Genomic DNA, 26,520 nt, shown 5'->3' on the forward strand with positions numbered 1-26,520 from the left:
CCTCCCTGCATTCCGCCGTTTCCTGCGGCCCTGGAGTTTCCTCCCTGCATTCCGCTATTTCCTGCGGCCCTGGAGTTTCCTCCCTGCATTCCGCTATTTCCTGCGGCTCTGGAGTTTCCTGCCTGCATTCCGCCATTTCCTGCGGCTCTGGAGCTTCCACCCTGCGCACCGGCACTTCCTGCTGTTCTGGCGCTGCCGCCCTGCATTCCGCTGTTGCCCTGCATTCTGGTGTTCCCGCCCTGCGGTCCGCCGTTTCCCGATGCTCTGCCGGTACCTGCGGAAGGCCGGCCATTTCCCTGCGCACTCTCAGACGGGCGGCCCATGGGTCTTCCCGTCTGCTGTCTTCCATATGTGTCACCGTCCGCATCGCTATATCCTGCGGTACTTAAGTCATCATCCAGATAGTAAGCATCTTCCGAAGTTCCGTGTTCACTGTTTCTGGCCCTGCTCCGCCCATTCGGGCCGGAAGCGCGGTCTAACTCATCATCGTATTCCTTGCTCATGTAAATAACCTCATCCTCTGGTGCCTGCTGTACCGGACATTACTCAGTACGCATTTTTATTGATAAACCCTTTGAACACAGTAAGAAACAAAATCTTAAAATCAAATCCAAGGGTCCAGTTCTCGATGTAATATAAATCGTGCTCGATTCGTTTCGTGATGGAGGTATCTCCACGGTAGCCGTTGACCTGCGCCCAGCCGGTAATTCCCGGACGGACCTGATGCTTAATCATATACCGCGGTATCTCCTCTTTAAACTTCTCTACAAACAGCGGACGCTCAGGTCTCGGTCCCACCAGGCTCATATCGCCCATCAGAACGTTGAAAAACTGAGGCATCTCATCAATACTGGTCTTTCTGATAAACCGGCCGACCGGTGTCACACGCGAATCGTGGGGCGTCGTCCATTTGCTCTTCTCCTCAGAAGGCGCCTGAACCACCATGGACCGGAACTTGTACATCTTAAATGGTCTGTTATGAAGTCCCACCCGTTCCTGGCTGTAGATCAGCGGTCCCGGGGAAGTCAGCTTGATAAGCACGGCCGTCACCAGCATCACCGGTGAAAACAGCACAAGCGCAACAATGGCGCCGAAGATATCAACAATCCGCTTCATGATGGCGTTGACCGGATCGGTCAGCGGCACGTGCCTGATGTTGATAACCGGCAGCCCCTGTAAATCCTCCGTATAGGGACGGGTCGGTATGATATTATTATAATCGGGAATAAATTTGGTATGGACGCCTGATTTTTCACAGGAAGCCACGATTTTTTCCAGGTTTGCATATTCGTCAATGCTCAGCGTGATGGCAATCTCATCGAGAGAATTGAGCGCCAGGATCTCATCCAAATCGCTCACCGTGCCGATCACATGGATCGACTTATACTCGGTTCCCCATTCCTTATGGTCATCCAGGATGCCCTTGACCTGATAGCCCCACTCCTGATTCTGCTGCACCCGGTCGATAAAGCCTTCCGCGGCGCGGCTGTAACCAATGAGCAGAATATGCTTCTGATTATAACCCTTGGAACGCATGGAATGAAGTACGTAACGGATCAGATTCCGCTCCAGCGTTTCCAGTATGATGTTAATCGCGAAGAAATAAAATACCATTCTCTTCGAGAAGTTCCAAAAGTATGGATTCTTGTTAAGAAGAAACAAGACCATGGTAACAAGCAGAAACCCAATAAGATTGGCCTTACAGATATTGGCAAACTCATATCGTCTCTGCTGCACCCGTTTCGGCGCATAGAGGTGGAATATGCCGTAAAGCAGCAGATATCCCGGTACGATTATGATGAGCGCAGCAAAATAATACTGCGGTGCCAGCAGCTTCTTTTCAGGGCTGAATAACCGGTTTCCCATAAGCAGGATAAACCACGCCAGCGCATAGGAGGCGATAATAACCAGCCCATCCAGCACTACATGAAATCCGTTCAGTTTTTTCTGATTGTCCTTTATCATAGCAGCATAACCTTCCTGTCGTACGACGAAAACCTAACTTGTCCATGATAATTTCTCGTATATTATACATGATAATGTACCATGATGCCATTAAATAATTCTTAAATCGCCGTAAGTTTTTTTAATCTTCTCTTGAGAAATTCCCATACATAGAGAAGTGTGCCGGTAAAAAGTTCCCATTCAATCTGCAGATAATTCCCGATATGTTCTGCCCGGAACGGCACTTTTTTACATTTTCCCAGGGTCTTAATTCCCTCAGAAAAGCCTTCCGCGTAATCGGCAGCAAAGCCCATTTTTTTGAAAAACAGGTATTTAATACCGGTCCCAATCAAAAGGAACGGCAGATTAAACAGCAGCTGAAGAAGCGGCATGTTCTTATAATTCAAATAGAGATTGTTTCTCGCCGCCAGTTTTACCTTAAAGGAATTGTACTTGGAACCGCTGGTTCCGCTTCCCACGTGGTAAAGCTCTGCGGCAGGGCAGTAAACATTGTCGTATCCGTAGATCCGCGCCCGGTAGCCGACATCAACATCCTCCAGATAGGCAAAATGCGACTCGTCAAAGTATCCAATCTCCTCGAAGACTTCCCTCCGGTAGATCGCCGCCGCCGCGCAGGCCGCAAACACCCGGCAGGGCTTTTTATATCCGGCAACCGGCTGTCCGACGCCCCTCTGGAACGCCCAGCCGAGCAGGCTGTACATGTCCCCAGCATCGTCCATCAGCTCCTTATGATGCAGCTGGATGATCCGGCTGCTCACAGAAAATATCTTCGGAGACCGCTCGATCATCCGGATCATTTCCCGGATATAATCCGGCTTCGGCTCCGTATCGTTATTTAACAGGATGACGTAGGGCGTCTCAGCTTTTTTGATGCCAATATTGACCGCGCCCGGAAATCCAATATTCTCAGGAAGAAATACCGAAGGAATTCCACTCTCCTTCAGCCATTCCACGCTTCCATCCGTCGAACCGTTGTCCACCACCAGCACATCAAAGTCTTTCTCACTCTGTGCCTCCAGGGCTGCAAAACACGGTTCCATAAATTTAAGGCCATTATAGTTTGGAATAACGACTGTTACTTTACCTGCCATCTCATACCTCCAGCCGATAAGGCTCCCCGATTTTCTCCTTGCGCAGGTCGCGTAAGGCAAAGTTGGATTTGCGAAGCGTCAAGTTGGGATTGTAATATGGATCTCCGTCCTTTAAAATATCCGGCCACCTGTCCGCAAACAGCTTAATCTCCCGGTTAAACCGTTCCACCTTCTCCGGCGTATCCTCCAGCCCCCGCGATTTGGACTCATAGTGGTAGAAAAGCGCATACGGCGCATATACCACAAGCTTGCCCAGGGACCGGATCTTCATACAGTAATCGATATCATTAAACGCTACGGCTAACTCCTCCGCGAAGCCGCCAGCCTTTTCAAACAGCGATTTCTTGCTCATCATGCAGGCCGCTGTCACCGCGCTGTAATCCTGGGCACACATAGCCCTGTTGAAATAGCTGCTCTCCGCCCGGTGAAGGCCGATAAAGGTATGACCGGCGATGCCGCCGAATCCCACGACCACTCCCGCATGCTGAATCGTATCGTCGGAATAGAGAAGTCTGGCTCCCACGATTCCCACGTCATCTCTCTGACAGAAGCCCAGCAGCTCCTCAATGCTCTCGGGATTAATCAGCTCCGTATCATTGTTTAAGAACAGGAGATACTCTCCCGAGGCCGCCGTCACACCGAAATTATTAATTGCGGAATAGTTGAATTCCCGCTCCCATTTTACCACATGTATGAAATCAAACTCTTTCTGAATCCGCTCATAATATTGGAATGTCTCCGGTTCCGTGCTGTTGTTCTCCACGATGATGAATTCCAGATTTTTATAGGTGCCCTTCTCAATCAGGGAACGCATGCAGACATCGAGATCCGCGGTATGATCCTTGTTCGGAATGATGACTGAGACCAGAGGACTCCCGGTTATCTCGAATTTCGTATGGTAGATTCCGTAGTCCACGCCCTTTTCCACAGACAGCGCCCGGATTCCCATGCGTTCATAATGAGCCTGAATAGCCCGTGCCCCCGCCTCGAAGGCGTAGAGCTTGCTCTCCGGATTGCTGGAGGTGGAATTCTGATGGCAGCGCCAGTGATACAGCGCCTTCGGCACATGGTAAATCTTTCTGGCCTTCTCCGTGCAGCGGAAAATGAAGTCGTAATCCTGGGCTCCGTCAAACTCTTCTAAAAAGCCCCCGACCTCATCTAATAATTCCCGGTTTACCACGAATAAATGGCAGATATAGTTCACACTCGTCAGCAGATCCGGATTAAAATCAGGCTTGAAATGCGGCTCAAACAATTCCCCGCCGTCAATATCCAGCTTATCCTCATCCGTATAGACCACGTCGATCTCCGGATCACGGTTGATCGCCTTCACACACTCAAACAGCGCATCCGGCGCCAGCGTGTCGTCGTGATCGGCCAGAACGATGAAATCGCCCTTCGCCATATCAATGGCAGCGTTGGTATTTCCCGCGATTCCCTTATTTTCACCCAGAACCACGTAGCGGATTCTCTCGTCCTTCATGGCATACCGCTTAAGCACGCGCTCCGCGCTCTCGCCTCTGGGGCTTCCGTCCGCCACGCAGACCTCCCAGTGCTTATAGGTCTGTGCCCTTAAGGAATCCAGCATGGCTGCCAGATACCGCTCCGGCGTCTTGTAAGCCGGAATCACCACGGACAGCTTTGGCATATAATCGAATTCCATCGATTTCTGCGCCTCCAGCTCTTCGTCAGTCGTCTTTGTCAGCTGGTACCATTCCGGATAATCGTAATCACTGTCAATCCCCTGAAGCTTGTGGCTCGACTTCAAAAGAAACGCTTTTAAGCCGTTTTCCTTCCAGAACTCGATTGCCGAATGGAGCGTCTCCTTATTCATCATACTCTTTAGCTTCGCGTGCTTCTTATGCGCGGAGCTGTTGTGCTTCTCGATGATCTCCGTGTTCAGCTTCACCCTGGAGGTCTTTCCGTCACACCGAATCACCAGAAAACGGTCCTCGTTATCATCTCTCACATAAGGAATGCGGATATCAAATCCGAAGTCCTTCTCATATACGGTCTTAAAATAGTTCTGGCTGACGTCATCGCGGCGCACCGGAACGTACTTAAACTCCACGTTCTTCTGATTCTCATCCTGGACAGTGAATAAAACCTCTGCCTCCGGACTGCTTCCGATCACCCAGCCATTTAATACGATTGAATTTTCGCGGATACGCGCCACATCGATCTTGTATTTCATACGTTCTCTCCATCCTCTAAGGAAGCCGCGAAAAGGTCCGCGTCCTCACAGTTTTCCAGGCCGTCTTCCTCTTTTTCCGCCGCATTTCCCACCGCAAAATTAAGTCTCTCTTCCTCAATGACGAGCGGCCGCTTCATCACCCTAGCATTGATGGACAGAATGTATTCTCCCATAAGGCCGATAAAGAAGATCTGCACGGACCCGAGGAAACACATGCCTATGAGCACCGGCGCCATACCTGCCGGAAAACGGTCCCAGTACATCAGCTTCATGACCAGATAGACCACAGCCACCACCATGCTGATGAGAGAACAGATGCTTCCGAAAATAGTCGCCAGACGAAGTCCCGCCTTCGTATAGGAAGTAATGCTGAGCATTGCCGCATCGTAAAGCTGGTAAAAATGATTTTTCGTCTCACCCGCCCGCCGTTTTGGCTGCTCATAGGGAATCTGTTTGATCTTGAAACCGAGTTCCGCGACGATACCTCTGAGGAACGGGGTCGGATCGTCCAGATTCCGCAGCACTTCGATAAAATCCCTGTCATACAGACCGGAACCGGTAAACTGCTCGATCTGCTCCACGTCAGACAGCTTCTTCATCATCTTATAGTAACAGCCCCGCAGCCAGTACATCAGCCGGTTTTCCTTGCTGCTGGTCTTGATTCCTATGACAATTTTATATCCCTTTTCCCACTCATGAACGTACTGCGGAATCAGCTCCACCGGGTCCTGGAAATCCGCTACCATCTCGATCACGCAGTCTCCCGTGATCTGAAGCATCCCGTAATACGGGGAGTTAAACTGCCCGAAATTCCGTGCATTGAAGATCGCCTTAATCTTCGGATTCTCATCACACAGCTGTCTGATTAAGCTCCTTGTATGATCCTGCGAGTCATTGTCGATGAAAACAAGTTCGTAATCGTACTCCGGAAGGTCCTTCTGAAGCGTTTTAATGACCGCCTCGCTGATCGGTACGACATTCTCCTCCTCATTGTAACATGGAATCAATACGCTAATTTTCTTCATCCTGGTGCTCCATTTCTCTCTTTATCATTTCCGTAATGCCGCGGCCAAACGTATAGCGCTCTTTAAATCCGTCCGTCATGGCCTCCATGCGGCTGACATCCGGACGTATGGACAGCGCGCCTTCCTTTGCCTGAACAAAGGTGCCGAACTCCAGCGTTCCGCGCTTTCCGGCAAGTTCAAAAACCTCTTCCACAAAAGATTTGAGTACCCTTGTGTCACGGCTGGCAATATTGACTGCCGCGCCCTTTTTGCAGGGCTTGTCCTTCACCTGCTCATACAGGCGGCCCACCGCCTCCACGGCATCATCGATGTACATAAAATTCCATTCGTGGCGGCAGGCGCTTAAACTCACCCGGCCTCCACGCGGCAGTTCCCTCACAAGCGTGGATATGATGGACCACGGATGGTCCCCGTACCCATAAACGCTGAAGAATCGCAGATGGCAGAAATTCATGCCATACCTTTCACAGACCGGCACTGCCTGCCGGAAAAATTCCAGCTTGGCCTTCCCGTATTCATTGACAGGACTGCATTCCATCTCTTCCGTCATCACACCGCGGCCATCTTCGATCACTCCGTATTCCACCCGGGAGCCCGCATCCATGAATACGCGGCATCCCAGACGGTGCGCCGCTTCCACACAGGCCAGAGAGCCTCTTATATTCCCCGCCTGAACCTCCGGCGAGTCAATCTCTTCCCGGTTCACCCCGCCCCAGGCGAAATGAAACCACGCATCCGCATGGCCGATTTCTTCCACGCAGTCCGCCGCCTCTTCCATGGTTCCGTACACGGGAATCAAATTCCTGTGCTCCGGTAAATACTGTAATTTAGCCGATCCCGGCCGTACCAGGGCATAGACCCGGTCTCCCTGCTCCAGAAACCACTGGGCCAGATGGCTCCCTAAAAATCCGGTAGCCCCGGTGATGACGATATTCTCCATAAACGTAATACGCTCCTTTGGTTATTCACAACTTTTTCTCAATATGTCTGCTCCGCAGGGTCATAATTTCCACATTGCTTCCAAATCTTTCTCTTATGATTCCCGCAATCTCCTCCGTATATCCCGGAGCTACGATAAGTATGCCATCCACAGGCTCTTTTTCAAAATGATCCGGAGCTACGATGGGAATGTGAGATGCCGGAGCAAAGCGCCCCTGCTTAAACGGCGCCGAATCGATCATGTATTTCGCACGGTCCTTAAGCCCGGTGGTCGCCGCCAGGGTAAATCCCTGATGGCTGGCTCCCCAGATCGCGAGTGTCCGGCCGGTCTCATCAAACTGATTTAAAATGCGGTTCACTTCCAGATTCAACTCCTGGCGGCTCTCCGCAAAGCCTGCAATAGCTGAGGAAATGCCGCAGATTTCCGAATCTTCTCCAACGTGATCCGCGTCCTCAGTCTTTCCAGACATCCTAACTTCCGTCTCGACGCCCTCCGTCACCGGCCGTTTTCTTACAACCACCGACAGCGTATCCCGGTTCACCATCTCCTCTTCCAGCACTTCGAAGCCTGCCTCCGCAAGCACAAAACGCAGGGTGTCGAAGGTGTAATAGGCGAGATGATCACGAATCAGCTCATAATATCCGTCGTATTTTAAAATGTATTCCAGACTCGGAACGGTCAGAAGTCCCAAACCGCCTTCCGTCAGATTGTTATAAAGACATTTCAGCATCCGGACCGGATGGGCCTGATGCTCCAGGAAATTAAAGGACAGAAATACATCGTAAGGCCCGTGACAGCCGTCTTCCGTATTCTCCAGAACCGTATTCTCATCTTCCGTAAACTGTCTCCAGACCTTTAAGCCCCGGCTCCTCGCCAGCTCCACCAGGTCTGCCTTATGCTCAATGCCATAAGCCTCCACCGGAAACTCCGTGAGTACGGACAAGAATTCTCCCTGACCGCATCCGGCCTCAATGAATTTCTTTCCTTCTAAATGATACGTCTCAATCAGAGCTCCGTACTGTCTTCTGCGCAGATTCACCATGGTGGTGGAAAATCCGCCGGAGCGGATGACGTCCTTATAATAGCCGACAGGCTCACAGTCAAACTGCACCAGACCGCAGAAATCGCACTGGTGCAGATGCAGGGAAATCCCTTTGTCCTCATTTCTTCCTTCCGCATCAGGGATATCCTGTGCGGAGGCCGGCATGCCATCCAGAACAATCAGCGGCCGTTTCGGAAGTGATTTCCCGCATGCAATACAAATCTTATCTCTCATACCATAAAAACTCCTGTTTGTCAAATATTTTTTCTTTGGAGCAGACGCTGTATTCCCTCCTGAAAGGCTATTTCCTGCCTCCAGTCTGTCGCTTCCATCAGCTTTTTCACGTCCGGGATCAGGTTGGCCGGCCCTTCCGCATTCTGAGGCCGCCTGCCGTAGCTGTAGCTTCCATGACAGCCGCATGCCTCATACATCAGACGGACATACTCTCTTAAAGGCCTCGTCTCCCCACTCTCTCCCGCGACATTAAAGATTCCTTCCGCGCCGCTTAACCAAAGGGCGGTGAGCGCTTCCAGCAAGTCGTCCAGATACAGAAAATTCCACATCTGCGTGCATTCGCCAAGAGAAAGGTATCCCCCTGCCGGAAATGTCTTAAGACAGCTTTCCACCAGGGACCACGGATGATCTCCCGGTCCGTAGATGCTGAAAATTCTGGCATGAATGAACCGGAAATGATCACTCGCACGCTCTGCGCACGAGTCACCGTGCCAATCACAGGCTTCCTGTCTCCAGCGGCCGGCCGCTTCCATGGCCTGCCTGCCAAAATCCACCTTCGCTTTCCCATATTCCGATACGGGAATTAGCGGAGTGTCTTCCGTCATCGCTTCCCGGTGGATCCCGTACTCCGCCTGGGAACCGCTGAACAGAAAGGTCCGGCAGCCCAGCTTTCTCGCGCCTTCCAGCGCTTTCAGGGAGTCTGCCGCGTTCTTCTGCTGCACGTCCCGGTTCATCCGGTTTTCACTGCCTGCGCCATCCCAGCCAAAATGAAAAAATGCCTCGCACGGCACCAAAATTGCGCCGTCCAGGCGGTCGGCCTCCTCTAAATTCATCTCAATCACATGGAGGCGTTCCCTTCCCGTATCGAGCCTTGCGATATTCTTTGACGCAGGACGCACGACTGCGTAGACATCATGTCCCATTCCGATCAGTTTGTCAACCATGGGCGCGCCGATAAAACTCGTCGCGCCCGTCACTACAATATTCAACGTTTAAACGTCTCCTTATTCTTCACACTTTTGCTGCTCATTGATCACTGTTTCATCATTCCCTGATCCGCGGAATCATCATATTCTCATCCATCTCCTCATCCGGAAGGAATGGAGACAAATCTTCCAGCGGCGGAGACACCATGGTTCCGTCGGGAAGGCGTTTCGCGGCTGATTTCGGTTCAAAATTCTGATCGCGGCTCACAAAGATCTCACAGATCACAGGACCGTCCGTCCGGAGGGCTGTCTCAATGGCCGGCACCAGTTCTCCGTTATGGCATGCCCTGCAGTAAGGATAACCGTAGGCGCCCGCCAGCTTCTCCATATCCGGGAAGCTTAAGTCGTGGCTGTCCACACCGATTCCCACCAACGGCTCGCCGAAGAAATTTTTCTGCGTCTGCCGGATCGAATGGTAGCCGCCATTGTTGATCAAAAAGATCTTGATCGGCATCCGGTGATGAATGATCGTCTGAAGCTCCTGAAGATTCATCTGAATGCTGCCGTCGCCGGTGACCAGGATAATATCGCTGCCGGTGAGCTGCGATACGGGGTGCTGCATGTGGCCTTCCTGCGCATCCCGTTCCTGCATACGGCCTTCCTGCGCACCGTTTTCCTGCACATAGCCTTCCTGCACGGCCATACAGGCCCCGATGGCCGCCGGCAAATCGTATCCCATGGAGGCGATGGCTGAGTTCGAGATAAACCGCTGCCCCTTCTTTATGATACACGCATGCCCGCCGACAACGCAGGCGGAACCGTTGCCTACAACGATCACCTGTTCTTCATTCAGACGGTTGCTCATTTCCTTCATGAACGCATAGACATTGGCGTCTTCGTCTTCCCCGTGGTCAAAATGCTTCGGAAGGACAACCGGATATTTCTCCTTCCACATGCGGCAGGTCTCCGTCCATGTTCTGTCTTTAAGTCCGGTGCCGCCGGTAAACACAGGCTGTCCGGCTCCGTACTCTTCATCCAGAACCAGCTCCAGCTGTTCCAGCAAATCCTTCACATCCGCATGGACCGCCATGTCGATGTGAACGGATGGCTTCTTCAGCTCTTCCGGATCAATGTCGTTGACAATGGTATAGGCAGCTCTCGCCCATGTACTGTAATTATATCCCACCTGGCGGATGCTTAAGCGGCTTCCGAGAGATAAAACCAGGTCACTGTTCTGTATGGCAAAATTGCCCGCGCGGTCTCCCATACCGCCGCCGCGGCCCGTGTAGAGCGGGTGATCATCAGGCATACAGTCCTCGCTGTCCCAGCCGGTCACGACAGGAACGCCAAGCTTTTCCACGACTCTGGAAAAGACATCAAAGGCATGTCCGATTCGGATTCCATTTCCTGCGTTGATAACAGGCCGTTCGGAGTTTTTAATCTTTTTAATAATTTCTCTTGCCGTTTCCCGCGTTACGGATGGCGGAAGCACCTGACGCTTCTCGCCCTGCCCCGCATTGTCGGCCTCTATCTTTGGACAATCGCTCACACGCTCACCGCACGAATCACCGTGACAATCGGAAGGCACGGCCCAGCCATCGCCTCCCGCTTCATAATCTTCCGGTGAGAAACCGATCAGTTCCTCTGTCTCAATATAAGCGCCCTGAACGTTCAGCGGAATGTCAAGCCACGCCGGACCCGGGCGGCCGGAATAGGCCAGATAGATGGCCTTCTCCAGGCAGTAGCGAATTCTCATGGGGTCGATGACCATCTCGCTGTACTTTGTCATACAGTCGATCGCCTTCGTGATGTCAAACTCCTGGTCTCCCATGGCTCTGATTCCCACTCCCGACCACCTTGCCGTCGTGTCGTATCGAACCTGTCCGGATAATACCAGCATGGGTATGGAGTCCAGCCATCCCCCTACAACCCCGGTGATGGCATTGGTGCCCCCCGGGCCTGTCGTAACACAGACAGCTGCTATGCGTCCCTGAACCCGCGCATAACACTCTGCCGCGATGGCGCATGCCTGCTCGTGATGATTATAAAGGCAGGTAAGTCCCTCCTGATGCCCCAGTGCATCATTTAAGTGCATCGCTCCGCCTCCGGTCACGGTAAATACCTGTGTGATACCAAAATCCACAAGTTTTTGGGAGATGTAATTGGATACTTTCATTCGCATGATGGATTCTCCTTACATAAAAAAATAATAATTGTCTGTCTAGGTACGAATTACCTCGCTAAGTACTCATAGTACACCATGGTCACTAAACTCGTGAAATACCTCATTAAGTGTCCAGGTGTGCATTCGTACTAAGCTCGAAAATACCTCGCTAAGTACTCATAGTATACCACACCCCTTATAAAATGCATATTGAAGTTTTTCTTACTTTTTACCCCCTTTTCTCACCAGTCTACTACCTGGTCTACAATCTGCTGTTGTTCGGAACTCGTCCTTCTCAAGTAAATCCTCGTTGTCTCGATGCTTTCATGCCCCATTAAGTCGGCCAGAAGCGCGATGTCTGAGAATTTTTCCAGGAAATTCTTCGCGAACCGGTGGCGAAAGGAATGGGGATAGACCACCTCCACGGGGATCCCGTACCGGGCGGCAAATTTCTTCAGCTGCCCGGCAATTCCCCTCGTGGTGATACGGTCTCCCGAACGGTTTAAAAAAAGAAAACCGCTCTCGATTCCACGGTATTTAATCCACTGCATAGCCTCTTCCCGCAGGGCGCTCGGTATGTAAATACGCCGAATTTTCCCGCCCTTGGAATAGAGATCCAAGTAGCCCGTCTGCACATGTTCCGCCTTAATCTGAACCAGTTCGCTCACCCTGGCTCCTGTGGCGGCCATGAAACGGATGACAAAATACCAGAACCATTCCCCGTCCCTTCTTAAGCACTCCTTAAAATACATATAATCTGCGTCGCTGATTACATTTTCCAGATACGTCTTCTGTTGTACCTTGACAGAAGATAATGCCAGTTTTTCCTTGCCGATTGCTTCCAGATAACAGTTTACTGCCCTTATCCGCAGGTTCACGGTTTTCGGTTTGTAGTTTTCAAGCAGGAACAGTTTGTATTTTTGGAGATTACTTTTCGTCACTCTGTCATACCGGCCGCAATACTGTTTCACCGCGTATACATAGGCTTTTATCGTATTATCGGCCAGATTGCTTCTACGGAGGAACCCCTCAAATTCTACATCCATCTCCATGTTCTGTTATCTCCTTCCATATCTGCCATCAACCCACACTTTCGCTACCCACCTAGCGTACGTTATAATCGCAGAGTAATGCAACTATGGATTTTCGGCCACGACAAATCAAAGTGAGAAAAAAGGAGAGAAATTTTTTATGAAAAAGAATTTAAAAATGATGGCTGTATTATCCGCTGCGGCAGTAATGACCGTAGCAGCTCCAGAGATGGGCTTCACCGGCGGGTCTTCCACCGCATATGCAAAAACAATCGGCTGGGTAGAAGAAAACGGTTCCTTCAAATATTATGAAGAGGACGATTACTTCTTAACAGACACCTGGAAGAAGCGCGGCGAAGACTGGTATTACTTAAATGAAGAAGGCGAAATCGCCACAAATGCACAAATTGATGAATATTACGTTGATGAAACCGGCAAACGGGTTATGGACCAGTGGATCTCCATTGAAAATGAAGACGCATGGGACTCCCCTGACGCTGCCGAGTACCACTGGTACTATTACGGAAAGAACGGCAAGGCCGCAATCGCCAAATGGCAGAAGATCGGCGAAAGCTGGTATTATTTCAACGAAGACGGACAGATGATGACAGGAAAGGTAGAAATCGATAACGCGACATACTACCTGGGCGAAACAGACGACGGCGTGATGAAGACTGGCTGGATTCAGCTGGAGAACGAAAGCGACGATCCTGAGATGACCCATTCCTGGTACTATTTTGACACAAACGGAAAAATGGTAGAAAATCAGGTCGATAAAAAGATCAGCGGCGACTACTATACCTTCGTAGACGGCGTGATGCAGACAGGATGGTTTAAGCTTCCTGCAGAAGAGAATGCAGAAAATGCAACACCTTCCGATGCTGCAGAAAATACAGCAACCACCGTGGCCGGATATCAGTACTATGAGCCGGAAAATGGAAAACGCGTAACCGGATGGAGAACCATCGAGGGCGTGGAAGGCATTAGCGCAGAAGGCGAACTTTATAACTTCTACTTCAAGAACGGTAAGCCGTACCATGCAGATAACGGACTTCAGTTATTCACTGTAGAGTCTAAGAAATATGCGTTTAATACAAAGGGTGAAATGCAGACTGGTTTAAAGGTTGTCAATCTGGAAGATGGAGAAATTGCCAACTTCTACTTCGCAGAGGATGGCGTTATGAGAACCGGCAAGCAGGTTATTTACAATGAAGATTTAGATGAGAATCAGACATGGTTCTTCTATACCGACGGCTCCAGAAAGGGCCAGGGCTTCCACGGGATCCGTGACAACACACTGTACGAGTATGGTTTAAGAAAAGACGCAGACTCTGATTTAAGACTGGCTCCGATGAATTACGACGGAAACCAGTATCTGGTGAACACAAGCGGTTCCATCCAGAAGGCGTCCTCTTCCTCCAAATCCGCTACAAAGCCGGAACTTGGAAATGGCTTCAAAGATTATAAAGATTCTAACGGCAAGACCTGGGTTGTCGACGTAAACGGCATTATCCAGTAATGCATAGAAAGTAACAAAAGTTTCATCCGTTCAAACCGGCAGGCTGCCCCTTGGGGCAGTCTGTTTTTTTACTGCATCAGGGATGAGTGTACGCAGTTCTTACGTTTAAAACTAAAAACCGCAAAAATGCATTTTTTGCTCCATATTTAGAGCAATAGTGTTAATAAAACATAAAATTTTGGATATTTCTACAAAAAGGCGATATTTCGCGTTATAATTTTCTTTATTTTGCGTTATATATATAGAAGAGTACTGCCATTTTGGCAGGAAAAGCAAAAAAGGAGGACGCTATGAGAGAGCTTTCCGTGTACTATTGTTCGAAATGCGGGTATTATGGATATTACCAGCTTCCTAAAAATGCGGTATGTCCCAAATGCTCCGTGGACATGGTACCTTTGTCCATCAGTTTTCAGGACTTTATGGATTTAAGCTGTGAAGAGCGGGACGATTTACTGTCGAAACAGATTATTTCTGCTTCTTCTCCTTACGTCAAACGCCTGATGGCGCCACACAAGGCCTATAATAACCGGGAGGTCATCGCCCGCATGAGCGATCGCATCGTCGAACTGGAAGCCGAAAATAAAAAGCTGAACGAGACCGTTGAATGGATGCATCAGACAATCTGGGATCTGGTGCGTAAAAACAAAGGAATCGAACCGGCCGGCAAGCCTCCTATTCCACCATCTGGTGAAAAAGCTTCCGGCGGCGCCGGTAACTCCGAAAATCCGGAATAGCGATAACAGAGAGTTTTATTGGGAGTGCGGGGCACTCCCCAATACCCTCGGTCATGCGATCCTGTCAGAACTTATGTAATGTTCGATCAGTCTGTTAAGTGTCTGATTTAATTTCGATATCACTCTGCGCAGCTTAACATTTTCTTCCATTAACCTCATATTCTCCATTTCCATGAACCTCATCTTTTCAGTATCAGTCATGTGGAAAACCCTCCTTTTTTTGCTTTTCTTGTAACCACTATAAGACGTTTCCGGCCGTTTGAAAAGCAAAACATATCGCAATATTCGACAAAACGGCAGCCTCACAAAAAGTCAATAAACACACGGTTAAGTCAAAAAAAATCAGCAGTACCATATGTATCCATCTTCTCCGAAAGGAAGTACCAGATATATGAAAAACGATGTCATTTACGATTTCGACAAAATTATTCTCATCGATCCAAACCCACCTGCAAAAAATGTGCAGCAGGCCTGCTACGGTATGGTCCCCAGAGCCTCCTACCGCCCCGGCGCCCTAAAAAACATTTTGGAAAACCGCTTCGAGAACCACCGCATTATCCTGCACGCCGCCGGCGACGAACGGGTCATCAAAGAGGCCCTTTGGGTACTGCGGGCATGTGGATATTTTGATGAGATTGTGATTGAGGGGGAGGGGGAAGAGCGGTAGAGAGGGAGATGTGATGTGGTTTTTGGTGGGGTGGTTGATGTAAGTGGTGATATTGTTTGTGGTAGAATTTTTTGATGTGGTTTTTGAGTATGCTTTTTGATACATTTTCTGATTGATTTTCTGGTTGATCCTCTGATTGATATCTTGATTGATTTTCTGATTGATTTCCTGATTAATTTTCTGTTTGATTTCCTTATTAATTTTCTGTTTGATTTCCTTATTAATTTCCTGATTGATCCTCTGATTGATTTCCTGATTGATCCTCTGATTGATTTCCTGATTGATTTCCTGATTGATCCTCTGATTGATTTCCTGATTGATTCTCTGATTGATTTCCTGATTGATTTCCTGATTGATCCTCTGATTTATCCATTGATTGATTCCCTAATATCGTTTCCGATGCATTTCCTAATAGAATTCCTGATAATATTTTTGATGCATTTTTATTGCTATATCTTTTATAATTCTTATATTTCTAAATTAATTCACTTGAATACTTAATACTTTTGCGTTCCGATCTCATACTTTACTCCATGCCTCTTTTATGTATTCTCCAGGCGTATCTTTCCATGTTATTTTGGTGCATTCAAACGGTTAATAATCACTTTTCATTTTTATTATACACTTTTAAAACTGCTCTTACTTGTCAGTTCCACATTTAAAGCTATATCTATCTCAACCATTTGTCCTCCAACAGAGGACACCTCTGTGAATTATGAAAGGAGACTTTATAACTCATCCGCCCCCTCCGTTCCCTAACTGACCCAAACCATATCGTCAATTAAGATCTCTATATTTTTTTCGACAGTCGTACATTATCTTTCCAATATAACTCTTTATTCTATCTTCATACCTGTTCCACCGCCTCTCTCTGCTTATTTTTTATTGAATGACAATTATTTCCTTGTTATAGAAGAAAACCGTTATAGAAGCTAAACAAGTCATTTAAGTCTTCCTTCCAAATCTGTAATACGACTCAAAATATCCGTTTTATAGGTCTGTCCGGTAATAGAACACATAAACATTGTTGCATTCTATTACCGTCCCAGCCTCCTCCCCTCAATATACATTCCTTCTGCAACACTATCTATAAAATACTCATATACATTTTATAAGCCAGTTGCTGTCTATTATTGTAACAATGATTATCCGTCAGATACAACCAATCTGTTAATCAGCAAAACACCTAAACTGTCGATTATTCTCATTATCTTTCTTTCACATTTCTTTACTTCATACCGCGTGTAATTGTTTGTATTTTTCATTCAATTTTGTCCGCATATAGCATACATATGAGTATCCGTCAGTTCCTCACAATCTGCTTCTGCAAAAATTCTTGTCAACTCTTCTGCCGCTGCGAAACCATTTTCTGCCTGGCACGCCCCCTTGACCTCTTCTACAATATAATGGCATTGTGAGCCCTTTCGTCCTTAGCCGGCCGCGTATACATGACTGAATTTTAATCCTGAATCGCCAGCCGCTATTGTTCCTTCTTCTTAAAATCTTCACTGTGCAGATGCGGTATTCTGAGTAATCCTGAATATTATAAACTCAGCTGGCTTCACTGGAGCCACGCCAATGATACAAATCAGGTGTCCATTATCAATTTCTTCCTGTGTCATGGTGTCACGCCCAATATTTACATAAAATGCCTCTTCCGGAGATGATCCGGCCAGGCCGCCGCTTCTCCATACCTCCCTCAGAAACACTTCTATTATTCTTTGTACCCGCATCCATAGCTCTTCGTTATTTTCTTCAAATACTACCCAGTCCGTATTTTTCTTTATGGATTCCTCTAAAAATATAAAAAGTCTGCGCACGTTGATATATTTCCACGTTCCATCGCTGCCTGCAGTTCTTGCTCCCCATACCCGAATTCCCTGACCTGGGAACCGCCGGATCAAATTTACCCCCTTGGGATTCAAAATGTCCTGTTCACCTTTGTCAAACTGCACATCCAGTCCCACACAAGCCCGAAGCACTTCATTGGCGGGTGCTTTATAGACGCCGCGGGAATTGTCACTGCGGGCATAGATTCCCATCACAGATCCGGAAGGAGGAATTGCTATATTTTTCTTATCGAGGGGGTCAAACACCATCACCCATGGATGATAGAAAGCCGCATAGGATGTATCAAGATTTTCCCTGTGCCTGATGATGTCCTGTACCGCCTTTGCCTCCCGTGGAATATCGAGAACCGCAAATCTGTTCTTTCGTTCACACTGAGCAGTCAGAGAACGCTGGACCTTCTGATCTGTGACACCAGGAACGGCAATAACTGAGACCATATCGTTGTCCAGAAATGCCTGAATTCCGGTTCGATTTCCGGCCCCATGGTCATTTCCAATAAAATCGGAAGCCTCCATGTTCAGAATATTACCATTCGTGCCGCCTGAAAGCTTAACCGTCACGGTATCCTGAACGGAAGACGCAAGACATTCAAATGGTGGTCGAAGTTTTTCCTTTCCTTTACCAACATATTCCACACAAATCAGATCTGATTTTGAAACCTGTGCTTCCACAAACTGTGGAATATTACTATTAAATGAAAGATTCTCGTAGATTTCTACGGAATCACCGGACCTGACCTCCAGCCCGAACTCACAGGTGGATATAATCTTATCCGGCAATAGATTCTTATCCGTTACATCCACTTCAAATTCATGTTCAAAAGAAATAACATTGTCTTTACTCTCCACCACCCGATTATAAACCGTAGTATTTCCATCTGAAAACGCTACAATATCACCATCAAAAAATCCGGCACTATTTTTGACCGAGTACCGCTTCCCCTCTGCCGCCTCCAGCACGTCAAAGACCTGAGTCCTTGCCTTGCTCGAAGGAGATATAACTATATTCAGCCCATTCCCCCACGCCCCCGGATTACTGGCTGTAAACTTCAGAATGGACTCTCCAGTATTTGGTACAGCTCCCTTCGCACAAGATGCGTCCGCCGGCACAACCCTGGTAACAAAACAGCGGGACCCTCCATTGATAAAAAAATGCTCTACCGCATAAGCCAGAAAACGATAATTACAGGCTTCCCTTTCGGAAAGATAAGTTCCATAAATCTGTTTGAAATCCGAAAAATTAGTCGCCATCCGCGGTACGCCTCCGACCGGTCCTTTCTCCGCCACCCCAATAAAACCGGCGATACTGGTGCTGACCCCTTCCACAGGTACCACCCCTGAATCAAATTCCTCCACGTATACTCCAGGTGATAAATACTCCGCCATAGTCTTCTCCCTTCTTAATATTTTACTGTTTTTGCTTTTCCCGTCTGGTTATCAGGTGTTTATTTCTTCTACATATTAATCAATTTTTTATAAGTGTAATTCTATTATAAATTTTTCCATTGTAATTAACAATGTATTTTTTGAAATGTGGTATTGTTCCTATAGATCATGAATGTTTTCATCCGCCTTTTAAATTAGTTTATATTCTGGTTTAGTTTTTTTATTCCGGTATTGACATAATCTAAAAAATTTGATATTTTAGAATTAGAACGTATGTTCGATTCCGAAGGAGGGAGACTTATGAATCATATAATCTATTGTCCGGTATGCCATCATCGCCTGTTTGACATTAAACCGCCGACCGCCGGAACCATTGAGATCAAGTGCCCGCGCTGTAAAAAAGTACAGCACATCCATTTAATCGAACCGGATACTCAGAAAACAACTACAGAAAAAACTACCTAGCAAAGGAATGATTCATTACCAAATAGCAGGAGAAAACGAAAAGGCCACAGCGCCGGACCCGTTTTCTCCTGTTTTATTTGCACAACCAAGAAAGAAGGGGATCATTATAAAATATTACATTAAAATCGAACAGCAAAATATTCCTGTCAGCGAGGAAATCTATAAGATTTGGCAGCATGGGGAGCGAAAGGATCGTTATTTCAGGGAAGGGGATATTCGGAATGGCGTCTTCTCCTACGATGCTCTGGATGGAGAAGGCTTAAACGGAAGTGAATTATTTGCAGAAAAAGACCGAAATCCTGTAGAACATCAGGCTGAACGCGACCTCCTGATAAACGAGTTAAAACAGGCATTAAACACACTGAATAAAGAAGATAAAGAACTGCTGGCACACATTTATTATCTAGATAATTCACTGCGCAAAATAGCTCAGAAAACGGGAATTCCATTTACCACTTTACAATATCGTCATAAAAAAATTTTAAAGAAATTAAGACTTTATTTCGAGCAGAAATTTCTGTCCTTAGATTAATAATGTAACTCTTTCACTTTTTAACTTACCATTGCCTGCCATATATACAAAGGTGTGCCACAATTCAGAAAGGACTGTTCCCTATGTTGTACCCACATGCTGTGCGGCCATTTCTAGATTGGCGGTTAACCGTTATCTCCAATTTTTTGCTGCATTTATCCCTTACGGCCATTATGATTTTCTTTGTTCCGCAGGCCTGAGGTATGAACATTTACGCTGTTTTAAGCAGCGGTATGAAACCGAAGCTTCGCACTGGAAATGTCATCTACACACACCCTGTATGAAGAATGGAGTATATTCACAATAAGGATCTTATAACCTCTATAAAGGTGGCTGGAATAGCGAAAAACCAACTGGTACCTACATCACCACTTCAGAAGCTGTCGATATGAACCAAGCGAAAGGCATTTATCCCGGAAAAACTATTACACAAAAGACCCGACAATCAAAAATAACCGTTATAACACTGCAGCCTTGAGAATGAAAGTAAAAATTCCGGTTGCCACTATAGTACACACATCTGAAGACACCAGCCTTCTTAATAATGGGTAGTTTATGAAAGACAGAAGGAGTATAAGAATAATATTCACTTAATTTTGTTTATATCTAAAGGCCCGAATTTATTTATTCCAGGCCTTTAGATTGGTCATCATAAGATACCTGAAAATATTTATGTAAGCTGATTTTACATAAATCAACTGCTTCTTGTCTCTTAACTATTCTCTATATTATTGTATTCTTTGTCTGATATGAAATTATATACAATGTCTAACGAATTTTTTAACATATCACAATCAACTTATTTATCTCTCCAATCCAGTCTCTATTCTAATTGTCCTGCTTACCTATCTACAAAATCCTCAATCAAAATCTGGTATACAAATGATTTCTAAATTAATTGTCTGGTTTTATATTTTTTAGAGCTGCCAAAACATTTTTTTACAGTACATAATACCGATTATAGGAAGTATGCATAATTATTAGCATTTAATAAAAGGAAGGAGTATATGTGATAATAATTAAAAAAGTCACATGAAAAATATGAAAATACTAGTTTTAGGTGGAAACGGATTTATAGGAAAAAATTTATGTACATATATAAGCTCTATGGGACATGACGTTATATCATTTGATATGGATTATGGTTTCCGTGAATCGACAAAAATAACTTACGTTAAAGGCGATTTTTTTCAAGATGATGATTTAATTCCATATTTAAAAGATGTTGATGTAGTTTTCCATGCAATAAGTACAATAAATCCAGGCAATTCAAATAATAAATATATGCAAGGATATACACATGATTTTCTTCAATCGGTAAAGCTGTGTGATCTTTCTAAGCAGTATCATTTTAAAATAATCTATTTATCTTCTGGAGGAACAGTGTACGGTTTTCAAACTCATATGCCAATTGACGAAGAAACTTTGGCTATACCTATAAATCATTATGGTAATTTAAAACTTTGCATCGAAAACACCTTCAGAACATTTAATAAGCAATTTAATACTAACGTTATTATAGCGAGAATTGCCAACCCATATGGTCCTGGTCAGGATTATTCCAAGGGAGTGGGATTTATTGATGCAGCTTTAAAACGAGCAATACACAATCAAACCATTGAAATTTGGGGAGATGGAACAGTTATAAGAGATTATATATATATTGATGATGTATGTCACATGCTCGCTTCATTAATTTACTATGAAGGCAAAGAATCTGTTTTTAATATTAGTTCAAATTCAGGAGTATCTCAGAATGAGATCATCAAAATAATACATAAAATGGTTCCAGATATATCTGTAAAATATTTACCTGCTAGATCTGTAGATGTTCCTGCAATAATATTAAATAATACTAAAATTTTATCTGTATGTAAGGAACAATGTATTGAAATAGAGGAAGGCATTACAAAGTATTATAAATATTTACAAAATTTAATATAAGAGGTAAAAAAATGAAATATGATTATTTAATAGTTGGTGCAGGATTATTTGGAGCTGTTTTCGCCCATGAAGCTTCTAAAGCAGGAAAAAAATGTTTAGTCATTGATCGCAGAAAACATATTGCGGGAAATTGTTTTTGTGAAAGTATTGAGGGTATTAATGTACATACCTATGGTGCACATATTTTTCACACTTCCAATAAAGCAATATGGGATTATGTTAATCAGTTTTCAGAATTTAATAACTTTGTATTAACTACAATGGCATGTTACAAAGACCAAGTTTACAATCTTCCGTTTAACATGAATACATTTAGTAAAATCTGGGGGATTAAATATCCAAATGAAGCTCGAAATATAATTAATAATCAAATAAAAAAGTTAGATATCAAAATACCAAAAAATTTAGAAGAACAGGCAATTTCGTTAGTGGGACCCGATATATTTGAACGTTTAATAAAAGGATATGTTGAAAAACAATGGGGACGTGATGCAAAAGATCTTCCCGCATTTATAATAAAAAGATTACCATTACGATTTACATATAATAATAATTATTATTTTGACAGATATCAAGGAATACCTATTGGAGGTTATAATCCAATTATTAAAAAAATGCTATCAACTTCTGATGTATTACTTAAAACTGAGTATAAGGATTTTATTAAAGAAAATCCTAATATAGCTGAAAAAACAATCTATACTGGAATAATTGACGAGTATTTTGATTATCAACTTGGTGTTTTAGAATATCGTTCTGTTATGTTTGATACAAAAGTATTAGAATGCGATAACTATCAAGGATGTGCTGTTATGAGCTTTACAGAACGTGATATACCATATACAAGAATAATTGAACATAAACATTTTGAATTTGGCTGCCAACCTAAAACTGTTGTTTCTTTTGAATATTCAAGAGAATGGAAGCCTGGCGATGAACCGTATTATCCTATTAATGATGAAAAAAATTCATGTCTTTATCAAAAATATAAGGAATTAGCAGAAAATACACCTAATGTAGTATTTGCAGGTCGTTTAGGTGAATATAAATATTATGATATGGATAAAGTTATAGAAGCAGCATTACACTTAATAGAAAAAGAAATTAAATAGTAAAGGACTTAAACTTTATGTGCAATATTAAAATATTTGTTACACACATTCCAAATAAAGAGGATGAAATTATAAATAACAATCTTATGATTAATGTGGTAGCAGGTGCAGATTATCAAACAAAACCATTATCTGATTCTTTTGTACCAGATAATACAGGAGATAATATATCAAAAAAAAATAAGGCTTATTGTGAATTAACCACGCAATATTGGGCTTGGAAGAATATAAAAGCGGATTATTATGGTTTCTGTCATTATAGGCGTTTTCTGTCTTTGACAAATAAAAAATATACCAGTAATGATCCAAGTGGAAGAGGTCAAATTTATATAAAAGTATTAAATGATACTACAGCGCATATGTATCAACTAGACAACGATAGATCTATGCAAGCATATATTGAAAAATTTGATTGTATCTTACCATGTAAGCAAAATTTAAGTACTTTACCTACACCTATTGGAAAACAACAGAATGTCTATAAACATTTTGAAGGCCATAACAGACTTTTTATGAATGGAGAAGATTTACAGATATTACTGGATATTATATCTGAAAAATTTCCTCAATATTTTTCTATTGCAAATGAATTTTTAAATCAGTCTTTTTTTTGGGGATATAACTGTTTTATCCTTAAAAAAGAATACTTTTTTGAATTATGTGATTTTGAATTCAGTGTATTGAAAGAACTTGAAAATAGGATTGATATGTCTAATTATAACCAACAAATGGCTAGAATGCCTGGCTTTATGGGAGAAATACTTTCTTGTATATACTTTTATAAATTAATAAAAGAAAAGCCGAACTTAAGATTATCAGAAGTTCAACTACTATACTTTGAAAATACTTTAAAAAATACTCAGATTAACCCCATAAAAACAAATAATATTCCAATAGTATTTAATATTGATAATATTCCTCCTTTTTTATTCTTAGTTACAATAAAATCATTACTAAATAATATTTATAAAGCAGAACAATATGATATTATAATTTTACATTGGAATATATCCTCTAATTTTATTAAACTTTTTGATGAACAATTTTATGACTATACTAATATACGGGTTTCCTATATTAACTTATGCAATATCTATGATACTCTTAAAGAACGTCATTTGTATCCTGCAGATTCTCGTATATTGCTTCCATGGATATTAAGTGAGTATAATAGTGTAGCCTGTTTTAACTGGAATATCCTATTTAATCAAAATATTAAAAATCTTAATACTATCAGTTTAAACGACCAGTTAATAATAGGTTGTAAAGATATCTTAATGATAGGTATGGCAAATGATGTCTCTGATAAATATGAAAAATTTCTTGTAGACGATTTAAAAATTGAAGACAAGAATAATTTACTAGATTATCGGGCATTTATTATGAACTTATCTCAAATTAGGCAGACTATGCAACCTTTAAAAATGCTCAATCAGCTTAATAACATTGGACAAAATAAAAAATTATCTATTTCTGAAGAATTAAATATCATTTTTCAAAAGAAAATGTTTTTAGAATGTTATGAATTGCTTTATTACTATACCGAAGATATTAATGAAACTCGAGTTATCAAACAAGCTCCATTAAACTTATATAATAAATATAATGCTAATGAGAATAAAGCTTTTTTAATAAGTTATAATCCAAGTTGTTTAGGAAGTTTGAATGGATCTAAAATTAATATAGCATATTGGAATATTGCTAGAACCTTAGACGTCTATCATTTATTATTAGAACATTTTTCTTTTGTATTATGTAGTTCTGGGATTCAACCTTTAAAACATAGATCTCTTAGCAATAAAGCAAAGGGGTGTTTAAGATGTATTAGAGACCATGGATTTTTATACACAGTAAAATATGGTATAAAAAAAATAATTGCTCTTAATTAATAAATAGTTTAACTGGACCTATGTCAATACTTTTTTTGTCCAAAATATTGACATAGGTCCACTTTTATATGCTAGGTCTTCCTGAAAATTTTCAAGATATGCCTTAAAAACTTTAAACGGTAATAATTAGAGACAGTTATCTTATGCTAACTGCACCACTCCTTAACAGTATGACTGCTGAAGCGTTCGTTATATTCGCAGATTTGCTCTGCCCAATCACGAAATCAGTACTGATGCGCAACTAAAGATGTTGTAGAATTTAATAGACTATCCCCCACCTTAGGAGATTAATAAAGTTGAGCATTTACTTTTTTACTTGGTGAGTCAGTCTATTATCTCAGATTTATGGTAAGCGCCAAATGTTAGGGTATCCCAACACATCTACCCTGGCACCAACATGTGATGTCAGGGTTGCGAGCGTTTTACTCTGATTTTTTGTTACATTCTATCCTGGCTTTTTCGCTCCACGGTGCGAGATCTTGAAATTCTGCATCGGTAGTATCTTTGCCTGGGCGGCTGTCGAGCAGGTATTGCAGATAGTTGTATGGGTGCAGCCCATGCACTTTCGCCATCTCTACCATGGTATAAACTACCATACTCGCATTTGCACCATCCTGGCTGTCGCTGAACAGCCAGTTCTTGCGGCCTAAGGTTAGCGGTCTGATTGAATTCTCCGATGGATTATTGCTCAGGCTGCAGCGTCCATCTTCGAGATATGTCATCAGCGTGTCTTTTCGATTTCGGATATAAGTCACTGCCCGATCCATGCGGCTTCCCTTTTCTGAACGCTGCGCATCCAGCCAGCGCATGAAACCTTCCACTACAGGCTTCTGATCCTTCTGGCGGCGTTTGTAAACCTGCATATAAGACAATTCCTTTTCCTTATAGCTGCGTTCATACTCAAACAGCTTGTTACAATACAGAACGCCTTGAACTGCCGGATGGCTGTAGTCCTTATCATGGCCGGTTGGAATGGCTTCGATCAGATATCTCCGGATATGGGCGTAACAACAGCATCTTCGGATATTTTTCAGCTTGTTATAACCACTGTAACCATCAGCCATGACATTCGTTCCATCCGCGATTCCTTTCAGGAAGTCCGCCGCATGTTCTCCGGCACGCGTCTCTGAATAATGGTACAGGATGATGGGCGGCAGCCTGTCTTCTCCGGAACGCATCAGCCAGACATAGGACTTACTCTGCGGTCTCCGGCCAGGTTCATTTAAGATCTGGATGGGTGTTTCATCTGCCATCAGGAAATGTCGTTTCAGTAACTCACGGTGAAAGTAGTCATACACGGGTTTCAGATAATTCCGGGAACAGGTGATAATCCAACCCGCCATGGTCGTTCTGCTGATGCTGACTCCAAGGAGTTCAAATCCTTTTTCCTGTCGATACAGCGGAAGCGCATCTGCATACTTTTCATACATGATGTGTGACACAAGGGATGATGAGGCATAGCCTCCAGGGATTAGTGCCGCAACTCCTTCATCCTTGATAAACTGTGGGACTTCCGTATCCTTGCAGACAGGGTAGCCATACGTGGTTGCAACGTACACAATACGTTCCAGCTTTGCTTTGGTGTAACGCAGCTCTGTCCTGATTTCTTCATGGCCGATCGGAACCATCATGGTTCCACAGGCAGGACACTGTTTTTCTTCGTCTGTCAGTGTATCCACCTCTTCATAATAGATTGGCAGATTTGCGAACATCTCGTCATAGTTCGCTTTGGGCTTACGCCCTCGTTTGCTGGCGTTCACTTCGATAAACTCCGGTTCAATGAGTTCCGGAATTGGTTCTTCCCCGGAAT

21 protein-coding genes and 1 pseudogene are annotated in these 26,520 nt (G+C 44.2%); 9 read left to right on the forward strand and 13 right to left on the reverse strand.

Going from position 1 to position 26,520, the window contains the following annotated elements; genetic code table 11:
- The 10 genes and pseudogenes from ACLTD4_RS04375 to ACLTD4_RS04420 form a co-directional block, all read right to left on the reverse strand.
- Positions 1-503 (reverse strand): annotated as a pseudogene (locus ACLTD4_RS04375) (hypothetical protein); the annotation flags it as partial.
- Between the two features lie 43 nt (positions 504-546).
- On the reverse strand, positions 547-1,965 hold the full coding sequence (locus ACLTD4_RS04380) for an undecaprenyl-phosphate glucose phosphotransferase (protein WP_002601586.1): 1,419 nt from the start codon (positions 1,963-1,965) through the stop codon (positions 547-549).
- 101 nt (positions 1,966-2,066) lie between these two features.
- Positions 2,067-3,056, reverse strand: coding sequence for a glycosyltransferase family 2 protein (locus tag ACLTD4_RS04385; protein ID WP_117622815.1), 990 nt, complete (start codon positions 3,054-3,056; stop codon positions 2,067-2,069).
- A 1-nt stretch (position 3,057) separates the two neighbouring features.
- Entirely contained in the window at positions 3,058-5,250 is a 2,193-nt protein-coding gene (locus ACLTD4_RS04390) for a glycosyltransferase family 2 protein (RefSeq protein WP_117622814.1), read from the reverse strand.
- Positions 5,247-6,275 carry a glycosyltransferase family 2 protein gene (locus ACLTD4_RS04395; RefSeq protein WP_002601589.1) on the reverse strand — a complete coding sequence of 343 codons (1,029 nt, stop codon included), beginning with the start codon at positions 6,273-6,275 and terminating at the stop codon, positions 5,247-5,249. Before ACLTD4_RS04395 ends, ACLTD4_RS04390 begins: the two co-directional genes overlap by 4 nt.
- Complete coding sequence (locus tag ACLTD4_RS04400) at positions 6,262-7,215, reverse strand: NAD-dependent epimerase/dehydratase family protein (RefSeq protein ID WP_002601590.1); 954 nt, start codon at positions 7,213-7,215, stop codon at positions 6,262-6,264. The genes ACLTD4_RS04395 and ACLTD4_RS04400 overlap by 14 nt, the downstream gene beginning before the upstream one ends.
- A gap of 25 nt (positions 7,216-7,240) precedes the next feature.
- Positions 7,241-8,491, reverse strand: coding sequence for a class I SAM-dependent methyltransferase (locus tag ACLTD4_RS04405; protein WP_117622813.1), 1,251 nt, complete (start codon positions 8,489-8,491; stop codon positions 7,241-7,243).
- Between the two features lie 20 nt (positions 8,492-8,511).
- Complete coding sequence (locus ACLTD4_RS04410) at positions 8,512-9,480, reverse strand: NAD-dependent epimerase/dehydratase family protein (RefSeq protein ID WP_117622812.1); 969 nt, start codon at positions 9,478-9,480, stop codon at positions 8,512-8,514.
- A 55-nt stretch (positions 9,481-9,535) separates the two neighbouring features.
- Positions 9,536-11,599, reverse strand: coding sequence for a thiamine pyrophosphate-binding protein (locus ACLTD4_RS04415; protein ID WP_117622811.1), 2,064 nt, complete (start codon positions 11,597-11,599; stop codon positions 9,536-9,538).
- A gap of 224 nt (positions 11,600-11,823) precedes the next feature.
- Entirely contained in the window at positions 11,824-12,633 is an 810-nt protein-coding gene (locus ACLTD4_RS04420) for a tyrosine-type recombinase/integrase (RefSeq protein ID WP_002601594.1), read from the reverse strand.
- Between the two features lie 139 nt (positions 12,634-12,772).
- Between ACLTD4_RS04420 and ACLTD4_RS04425 the strand changes: the two genes are divergently transcribed.
- Positions 12,773-14,131 (forward strand): N-acetylmuramoyl-L-alanine amidase family protein, encoded by a 1,359-nt coding sequence (locus ACLTD4_RS04425; RefSeq protein WP_117622810.1) that lies wholly within the window; start codon positions 12,773-12,775, stop codon positions 14,129-14,131.
- Positions 14,132-14,421: 290 nt separating this feature from the next.
- A complete protein-coding gene (locus ACLTD4_RS04430) occupies positions 14,422-14,865 on the forward strand; it encodes a hypothetical protein (RefSeq protein ID WP_002601596.1) in 444 nt (147 codons plus the stop codon).
- Positions 14,866-14,916: 51 nt separating this feature from the next.
- On the opposite strand, the gene ACLTD4_RS04435 is transcribed toward ACLTD4_RS04430, so the two are convergent.
- On the reverse strand, positions 14,917-15,066 hold the full coding sequence (locus ACLTD4_RS04435; RefSeq protein ID WP_002601597.1) for a hypothetical protein: 150 nt from the start codon (positions 15,064-15,066) through the stop codon (positions 14,917-14,919).
- Between the two features lie 190 nt (positions 15,067-15,256).
- Between ACLTD4_RS04435 and ACLTD4_RS04440 the strand changes: the two genes are divergently transcribed.
- Positions 15,257-15,532, forward strand: a complete 276-nt coding sequence (locus tag ACLTD4_RS04440; protein ID WP_117632806.1) for a hypothetical protein — start codon at positions 15,257-15,259, stop codon at positions 15,530-15,532.
- Positions 15,533-15,628: 96 nt separating this feature from the next.
- Positions 15,629-16,033, forward strand: coding sequence for a hypothetical protein (locus ACLTD4_RS04445; protein ID WP_181991276.1), 405 nt, complete (start codon positions 15,629-15,631; stop codon positions 16,031-16,033).
- Positions 16,034-17,037: 1,004 nt separating this feature from the next.
- Here the strand turns inward: ACLTD4_RS04445 and ACLTD4_RS04450 are convergent.
- Positions 17,038-18,768, reverse strand: a complete 1,731-nt coding sequence (locus ACLTD4_RS04450) for a phage tail sheath family protein (RefSeq protein ID WP_117622808.1) — start codon at positions 18,766-18,768, stop codon at positions 17,038-17,040.
- Positions 18,769-19,068: 300 nt separating this feature from the next.
- On the opposite strand from ACLTD4_RS04450, the gene ACLTD4_RS04455 reads away from it, so the two are divergent.
- The 5 genes from ACLTD4_RS04455 to ACLTD4_RS04475 all read left to right on the forward strand — a co-directional run bounded on the left by ACLTD4_RS04455 (position 19,069) and on the right by ACLTD4_RS04475 (position 24,710).
- On the forward strand, positions 19,069-19,233 hold the full coding sequence (locus ACLTD4_RS04455) for a hypothetical protein (RefSeq protein ID WP_181988004.1): 165 nt from the start codon (positions 19,069-19,071) through the stop codon (positions 19,231-19,233).
- A 7-nt stretch (positions 19,234-19,240) separates the two neighbouring features.
- Positions 19,241-19,765, forward strand: a complete 525-nt coding sequence (locus ACLTD4_RS04460; protein WP_117622807.1) for a sigma-70 family RNA polymerase sigma factor — start codon at positions 19,241-19,243, stop codon at positions 19,763-19,765.
- Positions 19,766-20,797: 1,032 nt separating this feature from the next.
- Positions 20,798-21,709 carry an NAD-dependent epimerase/dehydratase family protein gene (locus tag ACLTD4_RS04465; RefSeq protein WP_117622806.1) on the forward strand — a complete coding sequence of 304 codons (912 nt, stop codon included), beginning with the start codon at positions 20,798-20,800 and terminating at the stop codon, positions 21,707-21,709.
- Positions 21,710-21,720: 11 nt separating this feature from the next.
- Positions 21,721-22,821, forward strand: a complete 1,101-nt coding sequence (gene glf / locus ACLTD4_RS04470) for a UDP-galactopyranose mutase (protein WP_117622805.1) — start codon at positions 21,721-21,723, stop codon at positions 22,819-22,821.
- Positions 22,822-22,838: 17 nt separating this feature from the next.
- Positions 22,839-24,710: a DUF4422 domain-containing protein gene (locus ACLTD4_RS04475; RefSeq protein WP_117622804.1), complete on the forward strand. Its 1,872-nt coding sequence runs from the start codon at positions 22,839-22,841 to the stop codon at positions 24,708-24,710.
- Positions 24,711-25,132: 422 nt separating this feature from the next.
- Here ACLTD4_RS04475 and tnpC read toward each other — a convergent pair.
- A partial coding sequence (gene tnpC, locus ACLTD4_RS04480; RefSeq protein ID WP_412331149.1) for an IS66 family transposase occupies positions 25,133-26,520 on the reverse strand: 1,388 nt, incomplete at its 5' end.

This window comes from Hungatella sp., assembly GCF_046966825.1.

Coding starts and splice junctions, on each gene's coding strand:
- ACLTD4_RS04405 (WP_117622813.1), bottom strand. CDS start 8,491: ATGAGAGATAAGATTTGTATTGCATGCGGGAAATCACTTCCGAAACGG.
- ACLTD4_RS04440 (WP_117632806.1), top strand. CDS start 15,257: ATGAAAAACGATGTCATTTACGATTTCGACAAAATTATTCTCATCGAT.
- ACLTD4_RS04380 (WP_002601586.1), bottom strand. CDS start 1,965: ATGATAAAGGACAATCAGAAAAAACTGAACGGATTTCATGTAGTGCTG.
- ACLTD4_RS04395 (WP_002601589.1), bottom strand. CDS start 6,275: ATGAAGAAAATTAGCGTATTGATTCCATGTTACAATGAGGAGGAGAAT.
- ACLTD4_RS04425 (WP_117622810.1), top strand. CDS start 12,773: ATGAAAAAGAATTTAAAAATGATGGCTGTATTATCCGCTGCGGCAGTA.
- ACLTD4_RS04430 (WP_002601596.1), top strand. CDS start 14,422: ATGAGAGAGCTTTCCGTGTACTATTGTTCGAAATGCGGGTATTATGGA.
- ACLTD4_RS04435 (WP_002601597.1), bottom strand. CDS start 15,066: ATGACTGATACTGAAAAGATGAGGTTCATGGAAATGGAGAATATGAGG.
- ACLTD4_RS04400 (WP_002601590.1), bottom strand. CDS start 7,215: ATGGAGAATATCGTCATCACCGGGGCTACCGGATTTTTAGGGAGCCAT.
- ACLTD4_RS04390 (WP_117622814.1), bottom strand. CDS start 5,250: ATGAAATACAAGATCGATGTGGCGCGTATCCGCGAAAATTCAATCGTA.
- ACLTD4_RS04455 (WP_181988004.1), top strand. CDS start 19,069: ATGAATCATATAATCTATTGTCCGGTATGCCATCATCGCCTGTTTGAC.
- ACLTD4_RS04385 (WP_117622815.1), bottom strand. CDS start 3,056: ATGGCAGGTAAAGTAACAGTCGTTATTCCAAACTATAATGGCCTTAAA.
- ACLTD4_RS04460 (WP_117622807.1), top strand. CDS start 19,241: ATGATTCATTACCAAATAGCAGGAGAAAACGAAAAGGCCACAGCGCCG.
- ACLTD4_RS04415 (WP_117622811.1), bottom strand. CDS start 11,599: ATGCGAATGAAAGTATCCAATTACATCTCCCAAAAACTTGTGGATTTT.
- glf (WP_117622805.1), top strand. CDS start 21,721: ATGAAATATGATTATTTAATAGTTGGTGCAGGATTATTTGGAGCTGTT.
- ACLTD4_RS04475 (WP_117622804.1), top strand. CDS start 22,839: ATGTGCAATATTAAAATATTTGTTACACACATTCCAAATAAAGAGGAT.
- ACLTD4_RS04420 (WP_002601594.1), bottom strand. CDS start 12,633: ATGGAGATGGATGTAGAATTTGAGGGGTTCCTCCGTAGAAGCAATCTG.
- ACLTD4_RS04465 (WP_117622806.1), top strand. CDS start 20,798: ATGAAAAATATGAAAATACTAGTTTTAGGTGGAAACGGATTTATAGGA.
- ACLTD4_RS04450 (WP_117622808.1), bottom strand. CDS start 18,768: ATGGCGGAGTATTTATCACCTGGAGTATACGTGGAGGAATTTGATTCA.